Annotated in this window: 17 protein-coding genes; 13 read left to right on the forward strand and 4 right to left on the reverse strand. The window is 52.3% G+C overall.

What is annotated here, in order from left to right:
* Positions 1-144 precede the first annotated feature (144 nt).
* Complete coding sequence (locus ATB02_RS09180; RefSeq protein WP_105271447.1) at positions 145-999, reverse strand: alpha/beta hydrolase; 855 nt, start codon at positions 997-999, stop codon at positions 145-147.
* Between the two features lie 144 nt (positions 1,000-1,143).
* Complete coding sequence (suhB, locus tag ATB02_RS09185; RefSeq protein ID WP_000553451.1) at positions 1,144-1,947, reverse strand: inositol-1-monophosphatase; 804 nt, start codon at positions 1,945-1,947, stop codon at positions 1,144-1,146.
* A gap of 118 nt (positions 1,948-2,065) precedes the next feature.
* Between suhB and trmJ the strand changes: the two genes are divergently transcribed.
* The 11 genes from trmJ to sseB all read left to right on the forward strand — a co-directional run bounded on the left by trmJ (position 2,066) and on the right by sseB (position 11,156).
* Positions 2,066-2,806, forward strand: coding sequence for a tRNA (cytosine(32)/uridine(32)-2'-O)-methyltransferase TrmJ (gene trmJ, locus ATB02_RS09190; protein ID WP_000940023.1), 741 nt, complete (start codon positions 2,066-2,068; stop codon positions 2,804-2,806).
* A gap of 269 nt (positions 2,807-3,075) precedes the next feature.
* Positions 3,076-3,564: a Fe-S cluster assembly transcriptional regulator IscR gene (gene iscR, locus ATB02_RS09195; protein WP_001241357.1), complete on the forward strand. Its 489-nt coding sequence runs from the start codon at positions 3,076-3,078 to the stop codon at positions 3,562-3,564.
* Positions 3,565-3,804: 240 nt separating this feature from the next.
* Complete coding sequence (gene iscS / locus ATB02_RS09200) at positions 3,805-5,019, forward strand: cysteine desulfurase (RefSeq protein ID WP_001295373.1); 1,215 nt, start codon at positions 3,805-3,807, stop codon at positions 5,017-5,019.
* A gap of 27 nt (positions 5,020-5,046) precedes the next feature.
* Complete coding sequence (gene iscU / locus ATB02_RS09205; protein ID WP_000331707.1) at positions 5,047-5,433, forward strand: Fe-S cluster assembly scaffold IscU; 387 nt, start codon at positions 5,047-5,049, stop codon at positions 5,431-5,433.
* Positions 5,434-5,449: 16 nt separating this feature from the next.
* Positions 5,450-5,773 carry an iron-sulfur cluster assembly protein IscA gene (gene iscA / locus ATB02_RS09210; RefSeq protein ID WP_000028953.1) on the forward strand — a complete coding sequence of 108 codons (324 nt, stop codon included), beginning with the start codon at positions 5,450-5,452 and terminating at the stop codon, positions 5,771-5,773.
* Between the two features lie 95 nt (positions 5,774-5,868).
* Positions 5,869-6,384 carry a co-chaperone HscB gene (gene hscB, locus ATB02_RS09215; RefSeq protein WP_105271448.1) on the forward strand — a complete coding sequence of 172 codons (516 nt, stop codon included), beginning with the start codon at positions 5,869-5,871 and terminating at the stop codon, positions 6,382-6,384.
* Between the two features lie 16 nt (positions 6,385-6,400).
* Positions 6,401-8,251 (forward strand): Fe-S protein assembly chaperone HscA, encoded by a 1,851-nt coding sequence (hscA, locus tag ATB02_RS09220; RefSeq protein ID WP_032184890.1) that lies wholly within the window; start codon positions 6,401-6,403, stop codon positions 8,249-8,251.
* A 1-nt stretch (position 8,252) separates the two neighbouring features.
* The gene (fdx, locus tag ATB02_RS09225; protein WP_001124471.1) at positions 8,253-8,588 is read left to right on the forward strand and encodes an ISC system 2Fe-2S type ferredoxin; all 336 of its coding nucleotides are present in this window, start codon (positions 8,253-8,255) and stop codon (positions 8,586-8,588) included.
* Positions 8,589-8,599: 11 nt separating this feature from the next.
* Entirely contained in the window at positions 8,600-8,800 is a 201-nt protein-coding gene (gene iscX, locus ATB02_RS09230) for a Fe-S cluster assembly protein IscX (RefSeq protein ID WP_000523616.1), read from the forward strand.
* A gap of 177 nt (positions 8,801-8,977) precedes the next feature.
* Entirely contained in the window at positions 8,978-10,261 is a 1,284-nt protein-coding gene (gene pepB / locus ATB02_RS09235) for an aminopeptidase PepB (RefSeq protein WP_000133557.1), read from the forward strand.
* 118 nt (positions 10,262-10,379) lie between these two features.
* Positions 10,380-11,156, forward strand: coding sequence for an enhanced serine sensitivity protein SseB (sseB, locus tag ATB02_RS09240; RefSeq protein WP_105271449.1), 777 nt, complete (start codon positions 10,380-10,382; stop codon positions 11,154-11,156).
* Between the two features lie 31 nt (positions 11,157-11,187).
* Here sseB and timP read toward each other — a convergent pair whose 3' ends face one another.
* The gene (gene timP, locus ATB02_RS26905; protein ID WP_265327849.1) at positions 11,188-11,313 is read right to left on the reverse strand and encodes a small toxic inner membrane protein TimP; all 126 of its coding nucleotides are present in this window, start codon (positions 11,311-11,313) and stop codon (positions 11,188-11,190) included.
* 342 nt (positions 11,314-11,655) lie between these two features.
* Entirely contained in the window at positions 11,656-12,501 is an 846-nt protein-coding gene (gene sseA, locus ATB02_RS09245; protein ID WP_105271450.1) for a 3-mercaptopyruvate sulfurtransferase, read from the reverse strand.
* 205 nt (positions 12,502-12,706) lie between these two features.
* On the opposite strand from sseA, the gene yfhM reads away from it, so the two are divergent.
* Together yfhM and pbpC are read left to right on the forward strand one after the other, a co-directional pair.
* The gene (gene yfhM / locus ATB02_RS09250) at positions 12,707-17,668 is read left to right on the forward strand and encodes an alpha2-macroglobulin (protein WP_105271451.1); all 4,962 of its coding nucleotides are present in this window, start codon (positions 12,707-12,709) and stop codon (positions 17,666-17,668) included.
* Positions 17,669-19,981, forward strand: coding sequence for a peptidoglycan glycosyltransferase PbpC (gene pbpC / locus ATB02_RS09255; protein WP_105271452.1), 2,313 nt, complete (start codon positions 17,669-17,671; stop codon positions 19,979-19,981).
* The last annotated feature ends 112 nt before the right edge of the window (positions 19,982-20,093 follow it).

Raw genomic sequence — 20,093 nt, forward strand, 5'->3', positions numbered from 1 at the left:
CCCAGTGAAATGGCGAAGGGAATGCTAATCATCAGAAATGTTGGCAAGCGTCACAGAATTTTTCTCATCTTAAACCGTTCTTACCAGTGTATTAGCTCGTCTAAAGGTGGATTTGTGAATGATTATCGTGCTAGCGATCATGGGTTAGTTCTGCGGATTCAACGTGCTAAGGATAAAATCCACTATTTGTTCGCGATAAACATCACCGTGACGATCGGAAAAAGCATCAATGTGTTCGCCGTCAGGGATTAAGATTAAACGTTTTGGCTCTTTTGCCAGATCATACAACTTTTGGCTGTGCTGCCATGGGATAACGTGATCGGCCTTACCGTGAATGAGTAAAACTGGGATCGGGCTGACGCTGGCGATGTAATTTTCGCCGCTGTAACTCTCATCAAGTAAGTAGCCACTGCCGGGGATCATCTGGTTGGCAATGGTTGCATAAGAGGCAAATGTGGAGTCGAGGATCACTGCACGTATGCCCTCACGATCACCCTGACCAACGACATCAAGAATATTCGCCCCGCCAATACTCTGCCCGAACAGCACCAGTCGTTGTGGGTTTACATCACTGCGATGGCGCACCACATTGATGGCACTTAGCGTATCGTCCAACAATCCGGCCTGAGACGGCGTGCCTTTTGATTTACCAAACCCGCGATAATCAAACATAAAAACGTTGAAATTACGCTCAGGTAACCAACTGACCAGCGGCCAGTGGGCGGACATATTTCCGGCATTGCCGTGAGCATGAATGATGGTTGCGATGGCGTTGTCAGCGGGGCCTGTCGAAGAAGGGATAAACCAGCCTTGCAGACGAGTACCGTCCTTAGCTGTAAATTCGACGGATTCCGCCGACCAGGGGTCGGGACCGTAAATTTTGTCGTCGGGATAATAGAAGAAGTTGATGGCAACGCGCGGCACTAAATAAACGCAGAAGGCAACAACAAAGAGAATAAACAGAATTTTGAGAACGCGTGTGTTCACTGGCAGTGCCATAACCTTTCCTTGCGACTTCTTTATCATCCATTAATCGGGGAAAGATGGTGGGAGAGTGACGAAAGAAAGTAAAGCAGTGAGGAAGCATTTCGGAATAGCGCCTGAAAGGCGAGGGCGGGTGAGAGAAATCACCCGCCAGAGAAATTAACGCTTCAGGGCGTCGCTTAACTCGTCACGCATGTTCGCCAGCATGGCTTTAACAACGCGCGGGTTACCGGCAACGATGTTACCGGTCAGCATGTAGTTATGACCACCGGTGAAGTCGCTGACGATGCCGCCCGCTTCACGAACCAGTAGCTCGCCTGCGGCGAAATCCCACGGACGCAGACCGATTTCAAAGAAACCGTCAACACGACCTGCGGCAACGTAAGCCAGATCCAGCGCCGCAGAACCAGTACGACGGAAGTCTGCACATTCGTTGAACAGTTTGCCGACGATGTTGATGTAAGTGGTAGCGTACTGTTTTGCTTTGAACGGGAAGCCGGTCGCCAGAATAGTACCGTCGAGATCGCGAGCGGTGCTGCCGCGCAGACGGTAGCCGTTCAGCTGTGCGCCCTGACCGCGAGTCGCGGTGAACAGTTCGTTACGCATAGGATCATAAACCACAGCAACTTCAGTGCGGCCTTTGATACGAACGGCGATAGATACCGCGAAGTGCGGCAGGCGTTTGATAAAGTTGGTAGTGCCATCCAGTGGATCGATAACCCATTGAACATCCTGATCGGTACCTTCAAGTTCACCGCTTTCTTCGGTGATGATGGTGTGCTGTGGGTAAGATTTACGAATCGTGTCGATAATCACCGCTTCGGCAGCTTTATCTACGTTGGTCACGAAATCGTTACTGCCTTTCTGGCTCGCTTCTACAGCGTCCGGGGTTTCATAGTTTTTGGCAATTAAATTACCCGCCTTGCGCGCTGCGCGCACGGCGATGTTCAGCATCGGATGCATCGGTCTCTCTCACTGGATGTTAAAGAACGGGAAAACGGCGCAGAGTATAGCAGCGAGATCGGCATCTGTCTTCGTTTTATGATAAGATGCGTAAATAATCTTTAGATGAAGAAAGACAATGCTGCAAAATATTCGAATTGTGCTGGTGGAGACGTCACACACCGGCAATATGGGTTCTGTTGCCCGTGCCATGAAAACAATGGGCTTAACCAATCTGTGGCTGGTTAATCCACTAGTGAAACCTGACTCCCAGGCGATTGCTCTGGCAGCAGGGGCCAGCGATGTGATTGGTAATGCTCACATTGTCGATACACTCGACGAAGCGTTAGCCGGTTGTAGCCTGGTGGTTGGCACCAGTGCACGCTCGCGCACGCTGCCGTGGCCGATGCTCGACCCGCGCGAATGCGGTTTGAAAAGCGTCGCTGAAGCGGCAAATACGCCGGTGGCACTGGTTTTTGGTCGTGAGCGCGTTGGCTTGACCAATGAAGAGTTGCAAAAGTGCCATTATCATGTCGCCATTGCCGCTAACCCGGAATACAGTTCGCTGAACCTGGCGATGGCTGTTCAGGTTATTGCCTATGAAGTCCGTATGGCCTGGCTGGCGACTCAGGAGAACAGCGAGCAGGTTGAACATGACGAGACGCCGTATCCGCTGGTCGATGATCTGGAACGTTTTTACGGTCATCTTGAACAAACGCTGCTGGCAACCGGCTTTATCCGTGAAAACCATCCGGGGCAGGTGATGAATAAGCTGCGTCGTCTGTTTACCCGTGCGCGCCCGGAAAGCCAGGAGTTGAATATCCTGCGCGGGATTCTGGCTTCTATTGAGCAGCAGAATAAAGGTAACAAGGCCGAATAACCGAGGTTGCCTGATGCGGCGCTTAACGCGTCTTGTCAGGCCTACATTGTACTGAACCCCTGGTCGGATAAAGTGTTTACGCCGCACCCGATAATAGGTACAAACGCCACGATAAAAAAATGGCACTGAAGGTTAAATACCCGACTAAATCAGTCAAGTAAATAGTTGACCAATTTACTCGGGAATGTCAGACTTGACCCTGCTATGCAATACCCCCACTTTTACAATAAAAAACCCCGGGCAGGGGCGAGTTTGAGGTGAAGTAAGACATGAGACTGACATCTAAAGGGCGCTATGCCGTGACCGCAATGCTTGACGTTGCGCTCAACTCTGAAGCGGGCCCGGTACCGTTGGCTGATATTTCCGAACGTCAGGGAATTTCCCTTTCTTATCTGGAACAACTGTTTTCCCGTCTGCGTAAAAATGGTCTGGTTTCCAGCGTACGCGGACCAGGCGGTGGTTATCTGTTAGGCAAAGATGCCAGCAGCATCGCCGTTGGCGAAGTAATTAGCGCCGTTGATGAATCTGTAGATGCTACCCGTTGTCAGGGTAAAGGCGGCTGCCAGGGTGGCGATAAATGCCTGACCCACGCGCTGTGGCGTGATTTGAGCGACCGCCTCACCGGTTTTCTCAACAACATTACTTTAGGCGAACTGGTTAATAACCAGGAAGTGCTGGATGTATCTGGTCGTCAGCATACTCACGACGCGCCACGCACCCGCACACAAGACGCGATCGACGTTAAGTTACGCGCTTAATTTAACCGTCCTGTTTCGTGTTGCATCTGCGTTGACTGCACATACTCACTCCGGTCACTTACTTATGTAAGCTCCCGGAGATTCGTAAGTTTGTCAACTTGCTGAAACCCGAAACAGTTAGGTTAAAGATAACAAGATATTAGAATCAGGCCGGGGCGTCTCGCGCTCCGTAAACACGGTCGTACATCCAGCCGGTAGCCTGGTTCCTTGCATTGAGTGATGTACGGAGTTTATAGAGCAATGAAATTACCGATTTATCTCGACTACTCCGCAACCACGCCGGTGGACCCGCGTGTTGCCGAGAAAATGATGCAGTTTATGACGATGGACGGAACTTTTGGTAACCCGGCCTCCCGTTCTCACCGTTTCGGCTGGCAGGCTGAAGAAGCGGTAGATATCGCTCGTAATCAGATTGCCGATCTGGTTGGCGCTGATCCGCGAGAAATCGTCTTTACCTCTGGTGCTACCGAATCTGACAACCTGGCGATCAAAGGTGCTGCTAACTTTTATCAGAAAAAAGGCAAGCACATCATCACCAGCAAAACCGAACACAAAGCGGTACTGGATACCTGCCGTCAGCTGGAGCGCGAAGGTTTTGAAGTCACTTACCTGGCACCGCAGCGTAACGGTATTATCGACCTGAAAGAACTCGAAGCAGCGATGCGTGACGACACCATCCTTGTTTCCATCATGCACGTAAATAACGAAATCGGCGTGGTGCAGGATATCGCGGCTATCGGCGAAATGTGCCGTGCTCGTGGCATTATCTATCACGTTGATGCAACCCAGAGCGTGGGCAAACTGCCTATCGACCTGAGCCAGTTGAAAGTTGACCTGATGTCTTTCTCCGGTCACAAAATCTATGGCCCGAAAGGTATCGGTGCGCTGTATGTGCGTCGTAAACCGCGCGTACGTATCGAAGCACAAATGCACGGTGGCGGTCACGAGCGCGGTATGCGTTCCGGTACTCTGCCTGTTCACCAGATCGTCGGTATGGGCGAAGCCTATCGCATCGCGAAAGAAGAGATGGCGACCGAGATGGAACGTCTGCGCGGTCTGCGTAACCGTCTGTGGAACGGCATCAAAGATATCGAAGAAGTTTACCTGAACGGTGACCTGGAACACGGTGCGCCGAACATTCTCAACGTCAGCTTTAATTACGTTGAAGGTGAGTCGCTGATTATGGCGCTGAAAGACCTTGCGGTTTCTTCCGGTTCTGCCTGTACGTCAGCAAGCCTCGAACCGTCCTACGTGCTGCGCGCGCTGGGGCTGAACGATGAGCTGGCACATAGCTCTATCCGTTTCTCTTTAGGTCGTTTTACTACTGAAGAAGAGATCGACTACACCATCGAGTTAGTTCGTAAATCCATCGGTCGTCTGCGTGACCTTTCTCCGCTGTGGGAAATGTACAAGCAGGGCGTGGATCTGAACAGCATCGAATGGGCACATCATTAATCGGTATCGGAATCAGGAGAATTTATAATGGCTTACAGCGAAAAAGTTATCGATCATTACGAGAATCCGCGTAACGTGGGTTCCTTCGACAACAACGACGAGAACGTGGGCAGCGGCATGGTGGGTGCACCGGCCTGTGGCGACGTGATGAAGTTGCAGATTAAAGTCAACGATGAAGGTATCATTGAAGACGCGCGTTTTAAAACTTACGGCTGCGGTTCCGCTATCGCTTCCAGCTCCCTGGTCACCGAATGGGTGAAAGGGAAGTCTCTCGACGAAGCACAGGCGATCAAAAACACCGATATTGCTGAAGAACTTGAACTGCCGCCGGTGAAAATTCACTGTTCTATTCTGGCAGAAGACGCGATCAAAGCCGCCATTGCGGACTATAAAAGCAAACGTGAAGCAAAATAAGAGTTGAGGTTTGGTTATGTCGATTACACTGAGCGACAGTGCAGCAGCGCGAGTAAATACCTTTCTGGCTAACCGCGGCAAAGGGTTTGGCCTGCGTCTGGGTGTGAGAACCTCCGGATGTTCAGGTATGGCTTATGTACTGGAATTTGTTGACGAACCGACGCCGGAAGACATCGTGTTTGAAGACAAAGGCGTGAAAGTCGTGGTCGATGGCAAAAGCCTGCAATTTCTGGACGGTACGCAACTGGATTTCGTAAAAGAAGGCCTGAACGAAGGGTTTAAATTTACCAACCCGAACGTCAAAGATGAGTGTGGTTGCGGCGAAAGCTTCCACGTTTGATGCGCATACCGATAACCCCACCGTGGTCAGCTGCGCGTGGGGTTTGTTTTACCTGATTCGTCGTTATTGCGGCGGATCGCAGCCCTGAGAATGTTATGGATTACTTCACCCTCTTTGGCTTGCCTGCCCGTTATCAACTCGATACCCAGGCACTGAGCCTGCGTTTTCAGGATCTACAACGTCAGTATCATCCTGATAAATTCGCCAGCGGAAGCCAGGCGGAACAACTCGCCGCCGTACAGCAATCTGCAACCATTAACCAGGCCTGGCAAACGCTGCGTCATCCGTTAATGCGCGCGGAATATTTACTTTCTTTGCACGGTTTTGAGCTCGCCAGCGAGCAGCATACTGTGCGCGACACCGCGTTCCTGATGGAACAGCTGGAGCTGCGCGAAGAACTGGACGAGATCGAACAGGCGAAAGATGAAGCGCGGCTGGAAAGCTTTATCAAACGTGTGAAAAAGATGTTTGATACCCGCCATCAGTTGATGGTTGAACAGTTAGACAACGAGACGTGGGACGCGGCGGCGGATACCGTGCGTAAGCTGCGTTTTCTCGATAAACTGCGAAGCAGTGCCGAACAACTCGAAGAAAAACTGCTCGATTTTTAATTTCTGGAAGCTAAACATGGCCTTATTACAAATTAGTGAACCTGGTTTGAGTGCTGCGCCGCATCAGCGTCGTCTGGCGGCCGGTATTGACCTGGGCACAACCAACTCGCTGGTGGCGACAGTGCGCAGCGGTCAGGCCGAAACGTTAGCCGACCATGAAGGCCGTCACCTGCTGCCCTCTGTTGTTCACTATCAACAGCAGGGGCATTCGGTGGGTTATGACGCGCGCACTAACGCAGCGCTTGACACCGCCAACACCATTAGTTCTGTTAAACGCCTGATGGGGCGCTCGCTGGCTGATATCCAGCAACGCTACCCGCATTTGCCTTATCAATTCCAGGCCAGCGAAAACGGCTTGCCGATGATTGAAACGGCGGCGGGGCTGCTGAACCCGGTGCGTGTTTCTGCGGACATCCTCAAAGCACTGGCGGCGCGGGCAACTGAAGCCCTGGCTGGCGACTTGGATGGTGTCGTTATCACCGTTCCGGCGTACTTTGACGATGCCCAGCGTCAGGGCACCAAAGACGCGGCGCGTCTGGCGGGGCTACATGTTCTGCGCTTGCTTAACGAACCGACCGCTGCGGCTATCGCCTACGGGCTGGATTCCGGTCAGGAAGGCGTGATCGCTGTTTATGACCTCGGTGGCGGGACGTTTGATATTTCCATTCTTCGCTTAAGTCGCGGCGTGTTCGAAGTGCTGGCGACCGGCGGTGATTCCGCGCTCGGCGGCGATGACTTTGACCATCTGTTAGCAGATTACATTCGCGAACAGGCGGGCATTCCTGACCGTAGCGATAACCGCGTTCAGCGTGAACTGCTGGATGCCGCCATTGCGGCCAAAATCGCGCTGAGCGATGCGGACTCTGTGACCGTGAATGTTGCGGGCTGGCAGGGTGAAATCAGCCGTGAACAATTCAACGAACTGATCGCGCCATTGGTAAAACGAACCTTACTGGCTTGTCGTCGTGCGCTGAAAGACGCGGGCGTTGAGGCTGACGACGTACTGGAAGTGGTGATGGTTGGTGGTTCTACCCGCGTGCCGCTGGTGCGTGAACGGGTGGGTGAATTTTTCGGTCGTCCACCGCTGACTTCCATCGACCCGGATAAAGTCGTCGCTATTGGCGCGGCGATTCAGGCGGATATTCTGGTGGGTAACAAGCCGGACAGCGAAATGCTGTTACTTGATGTGATCCCGCTGTCGCTGGGCCTCGAAACCATGGGTGGCCTGGTGGAGAAAGTGATCCCGCGTAACACCACAATTCCGGTGGCGCGCGCCCAGGATTTCACCACCTTTAAAGATGGTCAGACGGCGATGTCTATCCATGTAATGCAGGGTGAGCGTGAGCTGGTGCAGGACTGCCGCTCGCTGGCACGTTTTGCGCTGCGTGGTATTCCGGCGCTACCGGCTGGCGGCGCGCATATTCGCGTAACGTTTCAGGTCGATGCTGATGGTCTTTTGAGCGTGACGGCGATGGAGAAATCCACCGGCGTTGAGGCGTCTATTCAGGTTAAACCGTCTTATGGTCTGACCGACAGTGAAATCGCTTCGATGATCAAAGACTCAATGAGCTATGCCGAGCAGGACGTAAAAGCCCGTATGCTGGCTGAACAAAAAGTAGAAGCGGCGCGTGTGCTGGAAAGTTTGCACGGCGCGCTGGCTGCTGATGCCGCGCTGTTAAGCGCCGCAGAACGTCAGGTCATTGACGATGCTGCCGCTCACCTGAGTGAAGTGGCGCAGGGCGATGATGTTGACGCCATCGAACAAGCGATTAAAAACGTAGACAAACAAACCCAGGATTTCGCCGCTCGCCGCATGGACCAGTCGGTTCGTCGTGCGCTGAAGGGCCATTCCGTGGACGAGGTTTAATATGCCAAAGATTGTTATTTTACCTCATCAGGATCTCTGTCCTGATGGCGCTGTTCTGGAAGCGAATAGCGGTGAAACCATTCTCGACGTTGCGCTGCGTAACGGCATCGAGATTGAACACGCCTGTGAAAAATCCTGTGCTTGCACCACCTGCCACTGCATCGTTCGTGAAGGTTTTGATTCGCTGCCGGAAAGCTCAGAGCAGGAAGACGACATGCTGGACAAAGCCTGGGGGCTGGAGCCGGAAAGCCGTTTAAGCTGCCAGGCGCGCGTTACCGACGAAGATTTAGTGGTCGAAATTCCGCGTTACACTATCAACCATGCGCGTGAGCATTAACAGAGGTTAGTATGGGACTTAAGTGGACCGATAGCCGCGAAATTGGCGAAGCACTGTACGATGCATATCCCGATCTTGATCCGAAAACGGTTCGATTCACCGATATGCATCAGTGGATTTGCGATCTGGAAGATTTCGACGACGACCCGCAGGCATCCAACGAGAAAATCCTCGAAGCGATTTTGTTAGTCTGGCTGGACGAAGCCGAATAATTTCCGCGTCATGCTTCACGCCGCAGATGCGTTGGCTGCGCTCGTTCACCCCAGTCACATAGTTATCTATGCTCCTGGGGCTTCACTCACTTGCCGCCTTCCTGCAACGCGAATCATTTAGCGGAAAAATCCTGGGGCTGCCAACTGGCGGCCCTTTTACAAAGAAGGATAACTAAAATGACAGAAGCGATGAAGATTACCCTCTCTACCCAACCTGCCGACGCGCGCTGGGGAGAAAAAGCAACTTACAGCATTAATAATGACGGCATTACCCTGCATTTGAACGGGGCAGACGATCTGGGGCTGATCCAGCGTGCGGCGCGCAAGATTGACGGTCTGGGCATCAAGCATGTTCAGCTAAGCGGTGATGGCTGGGATGCGGATCGTTGTTGGGCATTCTGGCAAGGTTACAAAGCCCCGAAAGGCACGCGTAAAGTGGAGTGGCCGGATCTGGACGATGCCCAGCGTCAGGAATTGGATAACCGCCTGATGATCATCGACTGGGTGCGTGACACCATCAACGCACCGGCAGAAGAACTGGGGCCATCGCAACTGGCACAGCGTGCTGTTGATCTGATCAGCAACGTCGCAGGCGATCGTGTGACTTACCGGATCACCAAAGGTGAAGATCTTCGTGATCAAGGTTATATGGGGCTGCACACTGTCGGGCGTGGTTCAGAACGTTCCCCGGTATTGCTGGCGCTGGATTACAACCCAACTGGCGATAAAGAAGCGCCGGTGTACGCGTGCCTGGTAGGTAAAGGCATCACCTTTGATTCCGGCGGCTACAGCATCAAACAGACCGCGTTTATGGACTCAATGAAGTCTGACATGGGCGGTGCGGCAACGGTTACCGGGGCGCTGGCATTTGCCATTACGCGCGGTCTGAACAAGCGTGTGAAGCTGTTCCTCTGCTGTGCGGATAACCTGATCAGCGGCAATGCGTTCAAGCTGGGCGATATCATTACCTATCGCAACGGTAAAAAAGTTGAAGTGATGAACACCGATGCCGAAGGGCGTCTGGTGCTGGCTGATGGCCTGATTGACGCCAGTGCGCAGAAACCGGAACTGATTATCGATGCCGCGACACTCACCGGTGCGGCGAAAACCGCGCTGGGTAATGATTATCACGCATTGTTCAGTTTTGACGATGCGCTTGCCGGTCGCTTGCTGGCGAGTGCTTCACAAGAGAACGAACCGTTCTGGCGTCTGCCGCTGGCTGAATTCCACCGCAGCCAGCTGCCGTCTAACTTTGCCGAACTGAACAACACGGGCAGTGCTGCTTATCCGGCAGGTGCAAGTACGGCGGCGGGCTTCCTGTCGCACTTTGTTGAGAACTATCAGCAAGGTTGGCTGCATATCGACTGTTCGGCGACTTACCGTAAAGCACCGGTTGAACAGTGGTCTGCGGGTGCGACCGGGCTGGGTGTGCGCACGATTGCTAATCTGTTAACGGCGTAAACGTCTTATTTGGCCTACAAAATTGCGAACATCCAATAGATTGCGATTCCCTTGTAGGCCTGATAAGCGTAGCGCATCAGGCACTTGTGCCCCGAACGTTGAATGAATTGTGGTTCTTATGTCCGAAACAAAAAACGAACTTGAAGACCTGCTGGAAAAAGCTGCAACCGAACCGGCGCACCGCCCGGCCTTTTTCCGTACTCTACTGGAATCCACTGTCTGGGTACCAGGTACGGCGGCGCAGGGCGAGGCAGTGGCTGAAGATAGCGCGCTTGATTTACAGCACTGGGAAAAAGAAGACGGTACCAGCGTCATTCCTTTTTTCACCTCGTTAGAAGCACTGCAACAGGCGGTTGAAGACGAACAGGCGTTTGTCGTAATGCCCGTTCGCACACTGTTTGAGATGACCCTTGGCGAAACGCTCTTCCTTAATGCCAAATTGCCAACCGGTAAAGAGTTTATGCCGCGTGAAATCAGTTTGTTGATTGGTGAAGAAGGAAATCCGCTGAGTAGTCAGGAAGTACTGGAAGGCGGTGAATCGCTGATATTATCGGAAGTCGCAGAGCCGCCAGCGCAAATGATTGATTCACTTACCACCTTATTTAAAACCATTAAGCCGGTGAAGCGTGCTTTTATTTGTTCAATTAAAGAGAACGAAGAGGCACAGCCTAATTTACTTATTGGCATTGAAGCCGATGGTGATATCGAAGAAATTATTCAGGCGGCGGGAGGTGTAGCGACCGATACATTACCTGGTGATGAACCCATCGATATTTGCCAGGTGAAAAAAGGGGAAAAAGGAATTAGCCACTTTATTACCGAACATATTGCGCCATTCTATGAACGTCGCTGGGGTGGATTCCTACGTGATTTTAAACAGAATCGAATAATTTAAAATATGCCGCCCCAAAGGGCGGCATTCGGGCTTACTTGCTGTTCTGAAGGTTGTTAACCATCAGTAAATTGTTGCCGGAGGGACTCCGGTTATTATTTACTTCGGAAAACAGCGCACCAGAAACAATAAGTACGATACAGAAGCACCGTATCTTCATTGTGCGGTCCATGCGAAGACCGCATCACGACAGCACCACTGGCGATATTGCCGCGATAGCAAGCGCTGTGGGGTGCCTGCATTTACGGTCATGGAACATCCTTTCCTAAAGCCAGCGCCCGTTTGCGAGACGGCGAAAAGGGCCGTCACGAATAATACTCTCATATTTGAATAATTACTCTATTTATTATCTTGACTTAGCCAGGCATAAAAGAGAGTATTTCAACACTGTGGGGTGCCTGCGTTGCTCCGGCAACACAAGTCAACCTGCTGGAAAGGCCGCGAACCAGACCAGCAATAAAAAACCGCCAAATTCGGCGGTTTTTTATTGCCTGTAAAAAGCTTATTTTACGGGCTCAACCGGTAAATCTGCCCGTGCGCCCCATTCACTCCATGCGCCGTCGTACAGTTTCACGTTTGGCACATCCAGCGTCGCGAGTGCCAACAAAACCACGGCTGCTGTTACACCAGAACCGCAGCTGACGATAATTGGTTTGTCGTAGCTGACACCGCGACCAAAAAATATCGCATCCAGTTCATCGGTCGTTTTTAGTTCGCCTTCACGTACCAGTTCCGTCCACGGAACGTTCAATGCACCGGGAATATGTCCGCGACGTAAACCTGGGCGAGGTTCATCAACTTCTGCGTTAAAACGTGTAGCCGGGCGGGCATCAATAATTTGCGCCGTATTTTCATGGCTTGCCAATAATACATCGGTTACTTTCACCACGGCTTCAGGATTAAACGCGGCGTTAAACTCTCCTTCCGGCAGCTCTACTGCGCCTTCTTCTAATAGCAGATCATCACGCTGCCAGCCTGCAAGTCCACCACCCAGAATCGACACTTTCTCTACACCAAAGGTGCGCAGCATCCACCATGCGCGTGGGGCTGAGAAAAGATTACCTTCGTCATAGACAATCAGGTGCTTATCCTGGTTAACGCCTAACTCTCGCATCGCCACGGCGAACGTTTCCGGGCGCGGCAGCATGTGCGGAAGCGGGGAAGTGTGATCAGAAAGCGCTTCGATATCGAAAAACACTGCGCCGGGAATATGTCCATTCAGATACTCCTGGGCAACGTTACGATCTTCCTGTCCAGGCGGTGCCATGCGGGCATCGATAATCTGAATTTCCGGGTCATCAATATGTTCGGCGAGCCAGTCGGCTCCTACAAACCATGTCGTGGACATAGGCATCTCCATTTTTGCCGGGTTAGGCTAAATTGTCGGATGTTTAGTGAAAAGCGACAAGCAAAAGAGGCTGATTTGGCTGTCTGAGCCACAATTCTCACTAAAATTCGGATTCCATGGGCGCGATACTGAATTACATAACGTAAATTCTCACGCATAATAATTACTCGACGTTGCTAACGGGCCATTGTGGCAGGGATGAAAAATGAAAAAGTTACGCGTAGCCGCCTGCATGCTAATGCTGGCGCTGGCAGGGTGCGACAACAACGATAACGCGCCAACAGCGGTGAAAAAAGATGCACCTTCTGAAGTTACTAAAGCGGCATCTTCAGAAAACGCGAGTTCAGCAAAACTCTCTGCACCGGAGCGACAAAAACTGGCACAACAGAGTGCCGGTAAGGCGCTGACATTGCTGGATCTCTCTGAAGTCCAACTCGATGGCGCAGCCACGCTGGTGCTGACCTTCTCTATCCCTCTCGACCCGGATCAGGATTTCTCGCGCGTTATTCACGTCGTTGATAAAAAAAGCGGCAAAGTGGATGGGGCCTGGGAGCTGTCAGATAATCTTAAAGAGCTGCGTTTACGCCACCTCGAGCCGAAACGTGATTTGATCGTTACTATTGGCAAGGAGGTCAAGGCACTCAACAACGCAACCTTCAGTAAAGATTACGAAAAAACTATAACTACCCGCGATATCCAGCCCAGCGTCGGTTTTGCCAGCCGTGGTTCGCTGCTGCCTGGAAAAGTCATTGAAGGGCTGCCGGTAATGGCGCTCAATGTTAACAATGTCGATGTTAACTTCTTCCGTGTTAAGCCAGAATCTCTGCCAGCATTTATTAGCCAATGGGAATACCGAAATTCGCTGGCGAACTGGCAGTCAGACAAACTGCTGCAAATGGCGGATCTGGTTTATACCGGACGTTTTGATCTCAATCCTGCGCGTAACACCCGTGAAAAATTATTGCTGCCGCTGGGTGATATCAAACCGCTTCAGCAGGCGGGTGTGTATCTGGCTGTGATGAATCAGGCTGGACGTTACGATTACAGTAATCCCGCGACGCTGTTTACATTAAGTGATATCGGCGTATCGGCCCACCGTTATCACAATCGTCTGGATATCTTTACCCAAAGCCTGGAAAACGGCGCGGCCCAGCAAGGAGTTGAAGTCTCATTATTAAATGAGAAAGGGCGGACTCTGACTCAGGCAACCAGTGATGCCCAGGGGCATGTGCAGCTGGAAAATGATAAAAACGCGGCATTACTGTTGGCGCGTAAAGACGGTCAGACAACGCTACTCGATTTAAAACTTCCGGCGCTGGACTTAGCAGAATTTAACATTGCTGGCGCGCCAGGCTATAACAAACAGTTTTTCATGTTTGGCCCGCGCGATCTTTATCGCCCGGGTGAAACAGTCATCCTTAATGGTTTATTGCGTGATGCAGACGGTAAAGCGTTGCCCGATCAACCCATCAAGCTGGACGTAATTAAACCCGACGGGCAGGTACTCAGGAGCGTCGTTAGTCAGCCGGAGAATGGCCTCTATCACTTTACCTGGCCACTCGATAGTAATGCGGCCACCGGCATGTGGCATATCCGAGCCAACACGGGCGATAACCAGTATCGGATGTGGGATTTCCACGTCGAAGATTTTATGCCAGAGCGCATGGCGCTGAATCTGACCGGTGAGAAAACTCCGCTAACGCCGAAAGATGAAGTAAAATTCTCCGTGGTGGGTTACTACCTGTACGGGGCGCCTGCTAATGGTAATACTTTGCAAGGGCAACTTTTCCTGCGCCCACTGCGTGAAGCTGTGTCAGCCTTACCTGGTTTCGAATTCGGCGATATAGCTGCTGAAAACCTTTCGCGCACGCTGGATGAAGTTCAGTTGACGCTGGATGATAAAGGGCGCGGCGAAGTTTCTACAGAAAGCCAGTGGAAGGAAACGCATTCCCCATTACAGGTTATTTTCCAGGGCAGTTTGCTGGAGTCTGGCGGTCGCCCGGTGACGCGCCGTGCTGAGCAGGCTATCTGGCCTGCCGATGCATTGCCGGGGATCCGTCCGCAATTCGCCTCGAAATCGGTTTACGATTATCGCACTGACAGTACGGTAAAACAGCCCATTGTTGATGAAGGCAGTAACGCCGCTTTTGACATCGTTTATAGCGATGCACAGGGCGTCAAAAAAGCTGTGTCTGGCTTACAAGTGCGCCTGATTCGCGAACGCCGCGATTACTACTGGAACTGGTCAGAAGATGAAGGCTGGCAGTCACAGTTTGATCAAAAAGATCTGATCGAAAATGAACAAACACTGGATCTTCAGGCTGATGAAACCGGTAAAGTCAGTTTCCCGGTAGAGTGGGGCGCTTATCGTCTGGAAGTCAAAGCGCCGAATGAAGCGGTCAGTAGTGTGCGTTTCTGGGCTGGCTATAGCTGGCAGGACAATAGCGACGGTAGCGGTGCTGTGCGACCAGACCGTGTCACGCTGAAACTGGATAAAGCCAGTTATCGCCCTGGTGATACCATTAAGTTGCACATTGCCGCGCCAACGGCGGGTAAAGGCTATGCGATGGTCGAGTCCAGTGAAGGGCCGCTGTGGTGGCAGGAGATTGATGTTCCGGCACAAGGGCTGGATCTGACGATTCCGGTCGATAAAACCTGGAATCGTCATGATCTTTATTTAAGTACGCTGGTGGTACGTCCTGGCGATAAATCCCGCTCCGCGACGCCAAAACGCGCAGTTGGCGTGTTGCATTTGCCGCTTGGCGATGAAAACCGTCGTCTCGATCTGGCGCTGGAAACTCCAGCGAAAATACGCCCTAATCAGCCATTAACCGTGAAAATTAAAGCCAGCAATAAAAATGGTGAGATGCCAAAACAGGTGAATGTGCTGGTGTCTGCGGTTGATAGCGGTGTGTTGAATATTACTGATTATGTCACGCCAGATCCGTGGCAGGCATTCTTTGGTCAGAAACGCTATGGCGCAGATATTTACGATATTTACGGTCAGGTCATTGAAGGTCAGGGGCGTCTGGCAGCTCTGCGTTTTGGTGGCGATGGTGATGAACTGAAACGCGGTGGTAAACCGCCAGTAAATCACGTCAATATTGTTGCGCAACAGGCGCTACCGGTAACACTCAACGAACAGGGCGAAGGCACGGTTACATTGCCGATTGGTGATTTTAACGGTGAATTGCGCGTCATGGCACAAGCATGGACAGCAGATGATTTCGGTAGCAACGAAAGCAAAGTGGTTGTTGCCGCACCGGTGATAGCAGAACTGAACATGCCGCGCTTTATGGCCAGCGGTGACACCTCACGTCTGACGCTGGATATCACTAATCTTACCGATAAACCGCAAAAACTGAACGTTGCTCTGACCGCCAGTGGCTTGCTTGAACTGGTTAGCGATTCACCCGCAGCCGTTGAATTAGCGCCGGGCGTGCGAACCACGCTGTTTATCCCGGTGCGAGCATTGCCGGGTTATGGTGATGGTGAAATTCAGGCCACTATCAGCGGGTTAGCGTTACCGGGCGAAACCGTTGCCGATCAGCATAAGCAGTGGAAAATGGGTGTCCGTCCGGCATTTCCGGCACAAACCGTCAATTACGGTACGGCGTTGCAGCCTGGTGAGACATGGGCGATTCCAGCTGATGGATTGCAAAACTTCTCGCCTGTTACGCTGGAAGGGCAATTGTTGTTGAGCGGCAAACCACCGTTGAATATTGCACGTTATATCAAAGAGTTAAAAGCGTATCCGTACGGTTGTCTGGAGCAAACCGCCAGCGGCCTGTTCCCGTCACTTTACACCAACGCAGCCCAACTGCAGGCGTTGGGAATCAAAGGCGACAGTGATGAGAAGCGCCGTGCGGCAGTCGATATCGGCATTTCTCGTTTACTGCAAATGCAACGTGATAACGGTGGCTTTGCGCTGTGGGATAAAAACGGTGATGAAGAGTACTGGCTGACGGCTTACGTGATGGATTTTCTGGTCCGCGCAGGTGAGCAGGGTTACAGCGTGCCGACAGAAGCCATTAACCGGGGGAATGAGCGTCTACTGCGCTATTTACAAGATCCGGGCATGATGTCGATTCCGTATGCGGATAATCTCAAAGCCAGTAAATTCGCCGTACAGTCTTACGCTGCGCTGGTGCTGGCCCGTCAGCAAAAGGCACCGCTGGGTGCGCTGCGTGAAATCTGGGAGCATCGTGCCGATGCTGCGTCTGGATTACCGCTGCTGCAACTTGGCGTTGCGCTGAAAACCATGGGCGATGCAACGCGTGGTGAAGAAGCGATTGTGCTGGCGCTGAAAACGCCGCGCAATAGTGATGAGCGGATATGGCTGGGTGATTACGGTAGTCCACTGCGCGACAACGCATTGATGCTCTCCTTGCTGGAAGAGAACAAATTGCTACCCGATGAGCAGTACCCTCTGCTGAACACACTTTCGCAGCAGGCGTTCGGTGAACGCTGGTTATCAACTCAGGAAAGTAACGCGCTGTTCCTGGCTGCCCGTACGATTCAGGATTTACCGGGCAAATGGCAGGCGCAAACGTCTTTCTCTGCTGAGCTGCTGACAGGTGAGAAAGCGCAAACCAGCAATCTGAATAGCGATCAACTTGCCACCTTACAGGTGACCAACAGTGGCGATCAGCCGTTATGGCTGCGTGTGGATGCCAGCGGTTATCCGCAATCCGCCCCTTTACCGGCGAGCAATGTGCTGCAAATCGAGCGCCATATTCTTGGCACTGACGGTAAGAGCAAATCGCTGGATTCGTTACGTAGCGGCGATCTGGTACTGGTCTGGTTGCAGGTCAAAGCCAGTAACAGCGTGCCGGATGCTTTGGTCGTTGATTTACTGCCTGCGGGCCTGGAACTGGAAAACCAGAACCTGGCTAACGGCAGCGCCAGCTTGGAGCAAAGTGGTAGCGAAGTGCAAAACCTACTCAGTCAAATGCAACAAGCGAACATTAAGCACATTGAGTTCCGTGACGATCGCTTTGTGGCGGCGGTTGCCGTTGATGAATATCAACCAGTCACGCTGGTGTATCTGGCGCGGGCGGTAACGCCGGGAACATACAATGTTCCGCAACCAATGGTGGAATCGATGTATGTTCCCCACTGGCGGGCGACTGGCGCGGCTGAAGATCTGTTGATTGTCAGACCGTAAATGCCTCGCCTGTTAACCAAACGCGGCTGCTGGATAGCGCTGGCAGCTGCGCCTTTTCTCCTTTTTTTTGCCGCGTGGGGAGCAGATAAACTCTGGCCCCTGCCATTGCATGAAGTCAATCCCGCACGCGTAGTCGTGGCGCAGGATGGTACGCCACTCTGGCGTTTCGCCGATGCTGAGGGCATCTGGCGCTATCCGGTAACCATCGAAGATGTCTCTCCGCGTTACCTTGAAGCACTGATCAATTATGAAGATCGCTGGTTCTGGAAGCATCCGGGGGTGAATCCATTCTCGGTGGCGCGCGCAGCATGGCAAGATCTCACTTCGGGACGGGTTATTTCCGGCGGCAGCACACTCACCATGCAGGTTGCTCGTCTGCTTGATCCTCACCCCAAAACTTTTGGCGGCAAAATTCGCCAGCTCTGGCGCGCGTTTCAACTGGAATGGCACTTGTCTAAACGTGACATTCTGACCTTGTATCTTAATCGCGCTCCGTTTGGTGGTACGTTGCAGGGGATCGGTGCGGCAAGTTGGGCATATCTCGGAAAATCGCCTGCGAATTTAAGCTATTCCGAGGCGGCAATGCTGGCGGTGTTACCACAAGCGCCCAGCCGACTGCGTCCGGATCGCTGGCCGGAACGTGCCGAGGCCGCACGTAATAAAGTGCTCAATCGGATGGCTGCGCAAGGTGTGTGGTCCCGTGAGCAGGTAAAAGAATCTAGTGAAGAGCCCATCTGGTTGGCACCCAGACAAATGCCGCAACTGGCACCGCTGTTTTCGCGCATGATGCTCGGTAAAAGCAAAAGCGACAAAATCGTTACTACGCTGGATGCTGGTTTACAGCGTCGTCTGGAAGAACTGGCGCAAAACTGGAAAGGACGATTGCCACCGCGCAGTTCGTTGGCAATGATCGTTGTTGATCATACTGATATGAGTGTGCGCGGCTGGGTAGGATCGGTTGATCTTAATGATGATTCCCGCTTTGGGCATGTCGATATGGTCAATGCGATCCGATCGCCGGGATCGGTACTCAAACCGTTTGTTTATGGTCTGGCGCTGGATGAAGGCTTGATCCACCCTGCATCGCTGTTGCAAGACGTTCCCCGGCGCACTGGTGATTATCGACCAGGCAACTTTGACAGCGGTTTTCATGGCCCGATCAGCATGAGCGAGGCGCTGGTGCGCTCTCTGAATTTACCTGCTGTGCAGGTGCTGGAAGCCTATGGGCCGAAACGGTTTGCGGCAAAGTTACGCAATGTTGGATTGCCGTTATATCTGCCCAACGGCGCTGCACCGAATCTTTCGCTCATTCTCGGCGGCGCAGGTGCAAAACTGGAGGATATGGCTGCAGCGTATACCGCATTTGCTCGCCACGGTAAGGCGGGTAAGTTGCGCTTACAGCCGGGGGACCCATTACTTGAGCGACCGTTAATGTCGCCGGGGGCCGCGTGGATTATCCGCCGTATTATGGCAGATGAAGCGCAGCCGCTTCCGGATGGCGCTTTGCCACGCGTCGTACCACTGGCGTGGAAAACAGGAACCAGTTATGGCTATCGCGATGCATGGGCTATTGGCGTTAACGCTCGTTACGTAATTGGGATCTGGACTGGCAGACCGGACGGTACGCCCGTTGTCGGTCAGTTTGGCTTTGCCAGCGCCGTACCATTGTTGAATCAGGTCAATAATATCTTACTGTCGCGCAGTGCGAATCTGCCGGAAGACCCGCGTCCTGATTCTGTAAGCCGTGGCGTTATCTGCTGGCCGGGTGGGCAATCATTGCCAGAAGGCGATAGCAATTGCCGCCGTCGTCTTGCCACCTGGCTGCTCGAAGATAGCCAGCCACCAACATTACTTTTACCGGAGCAAGAAGGAATAAGTGGGATTCGTTTCCCCATCTGGCTTGATGAGCAAGGTAAACGTGTTGCTGCTGATTGTCCTCAGGCTCGACAAGAAATGATTAATGTCTGGCCATTACCACTTGAACCCTGGCTACCTGCTGCTGAACGACGAGTAGCGCGCTTACCTGGAGCATCAACAAATTGCCCGCCCTATGGTCGCGATGCTCAGGTACCTTTACAGTTGATTGGTGTGCGTGATGGCGTAATTATCAAACGTCTGCCAGGAGCTACTGATGCGTCATTACCAGTACAATTAAGCGGAGGAACAGGTGAACGCTGGTGGTTTCTTAATGGTGAACCGTTAGCGGAACGCGGGCGTAACGTGACTCTGCGTTTGACAGAGAAAGGCGATTATCAATTGCTGGTAATGGACGAAATGGGGCAGGTGGCGACAGTGAGATTTGTCATGCAGTAGTCTGTTTTGCTCATATTTGTTGCTTAAACTCGTTTTATTTTAAAAAAATGTTACCTTCATCAATAGTCAACGGCCCTGTTGCTCATTATAATCCGCGCCATCTCGTACGCTG

Origin of the sequence: Escherichia sp. MOD1-EC5189 (genome assembly GCF_002966045.1) — a bacterium.
GTDB lineage: Bacteria > Pseudomonadota > Gammaproteobacteria > Enterobacterales > Enterobacteriaceae > Escherichia > Escherichia coli_F.

Excerpts from the sequence above, each read along its gene's own strand:
- sseB (WP_105271449.1), top strand. The coding sequence starts at position 10,380 with ATGTCCGAAACAAAAAACGAACTTGAAGACCTGCTGGAAAAAGCTGCA.
- hscB (WP_105271448.1), top strand. The coding sequence starts at position 5,869 with ATGGATTACTTCACCCTCTTTGGCTTGCCTGCCCGTTATCAACTCGAT.
- iscR (WP_001241357.1), top strand. The coding sequence starts at position 3,076 with ATGAGACTGACATCTAAAGGGCGCTATGCCGTGACCGCAATGCTTGAC.
- pbpC (WP_105271452.1), top strand. The coding sequence starts at position 17,669 with ATGCCTCGCCTGTTAACCAAACGCGGCTGCTGGATAGCGCTGGCAGCT.
- iscU (WP_000331707.1), top strand. The coding sequence starts at position 5,047 with ATGGCTTACAGCGAAAAAGTTATCGATCATTACGAGAATCCGCGTAAC.
- hscA (WP_032184890.1), top strand. The coding sequence starts at position 6,401 with ATGGCCTTATTACAAATTAGTGAACCTGGTTTGAGTGCTGCGCCGCAT.
- trmJ (WP_000940023.1), top strand. The coding sequence starts at position 2,066 with ATGCTGCAAAATATTCGAATTGTGCTGGTGGAGACGTCACACACCGGC.
- yfhM (WP_105271451.1), top strand. The coding sequence starts at position 12,707 with ATGAAAAAGTTACGCGTAGCCGCCTGCATGCTAATGCTGGCGCTGGCA.
- iscS (WP_001295373.1), top strand. The coding sequence starts at position 3,805 with ATGAAATTACCGATTTATCTCGACTACTCCGCAACCACGCCGGTGGAC.
- pepB (WP_000133557.1), top strand. The coding sequence starts at position 8,978 with ATGACAGAAGCGATGAAGATTACCCTCTCTACCCAACCTGCCGACGCG.
- timP (WP_265327849.1), bottom strand. The coding sequence starts at position 11,313 with ATGAAGATACGGTGCTTCTGTATCGTACTTATTGTTTCTGGTGCGCTG.
- sseA (WP_105271450.1), bottom strand. The coding sequence starts at position 12,501 with ATGTCCACGACATGGTTTGTAGGAGCCGACTGGCTCGCCGAACATATT.
- iscX (WP_000523616.1), top strand. The coding sequence starts at position 8,600 with ATGGGACTTAAGTGGACCGATAGCCGCGAAATTGGCGAAGCACTGTAC.
- suhB (WP_000553451.1), bottom strand. The coding sequence starts at position 1,947 with ATGCATCCGATGCTGAACATCGCCGTGCGCGCAGCGCGCAAGGCGGGT.
- iscA (WP_000028953.1), top strand. The coding sequence starts at position 5,450 with ATGTCGATTACACTGAGCGACAGTGCAGCAGCGCGAGTAAATACCTTT.
- fdx (WP_001124471.1), top strand. The coding sequence starts at position 8,253 with ATGCCAAAGATTGTTATTTTACCTCATCAGGATCTCTGTCCTGATGGC.
- ATB02_RS09180 (WP_105271447.1), bottom strand. The coding sequence starts at position 999 with ATGGCACTGCCAGTGAACACACGCGTTCTCAAAATTCTGTTTATTCTC.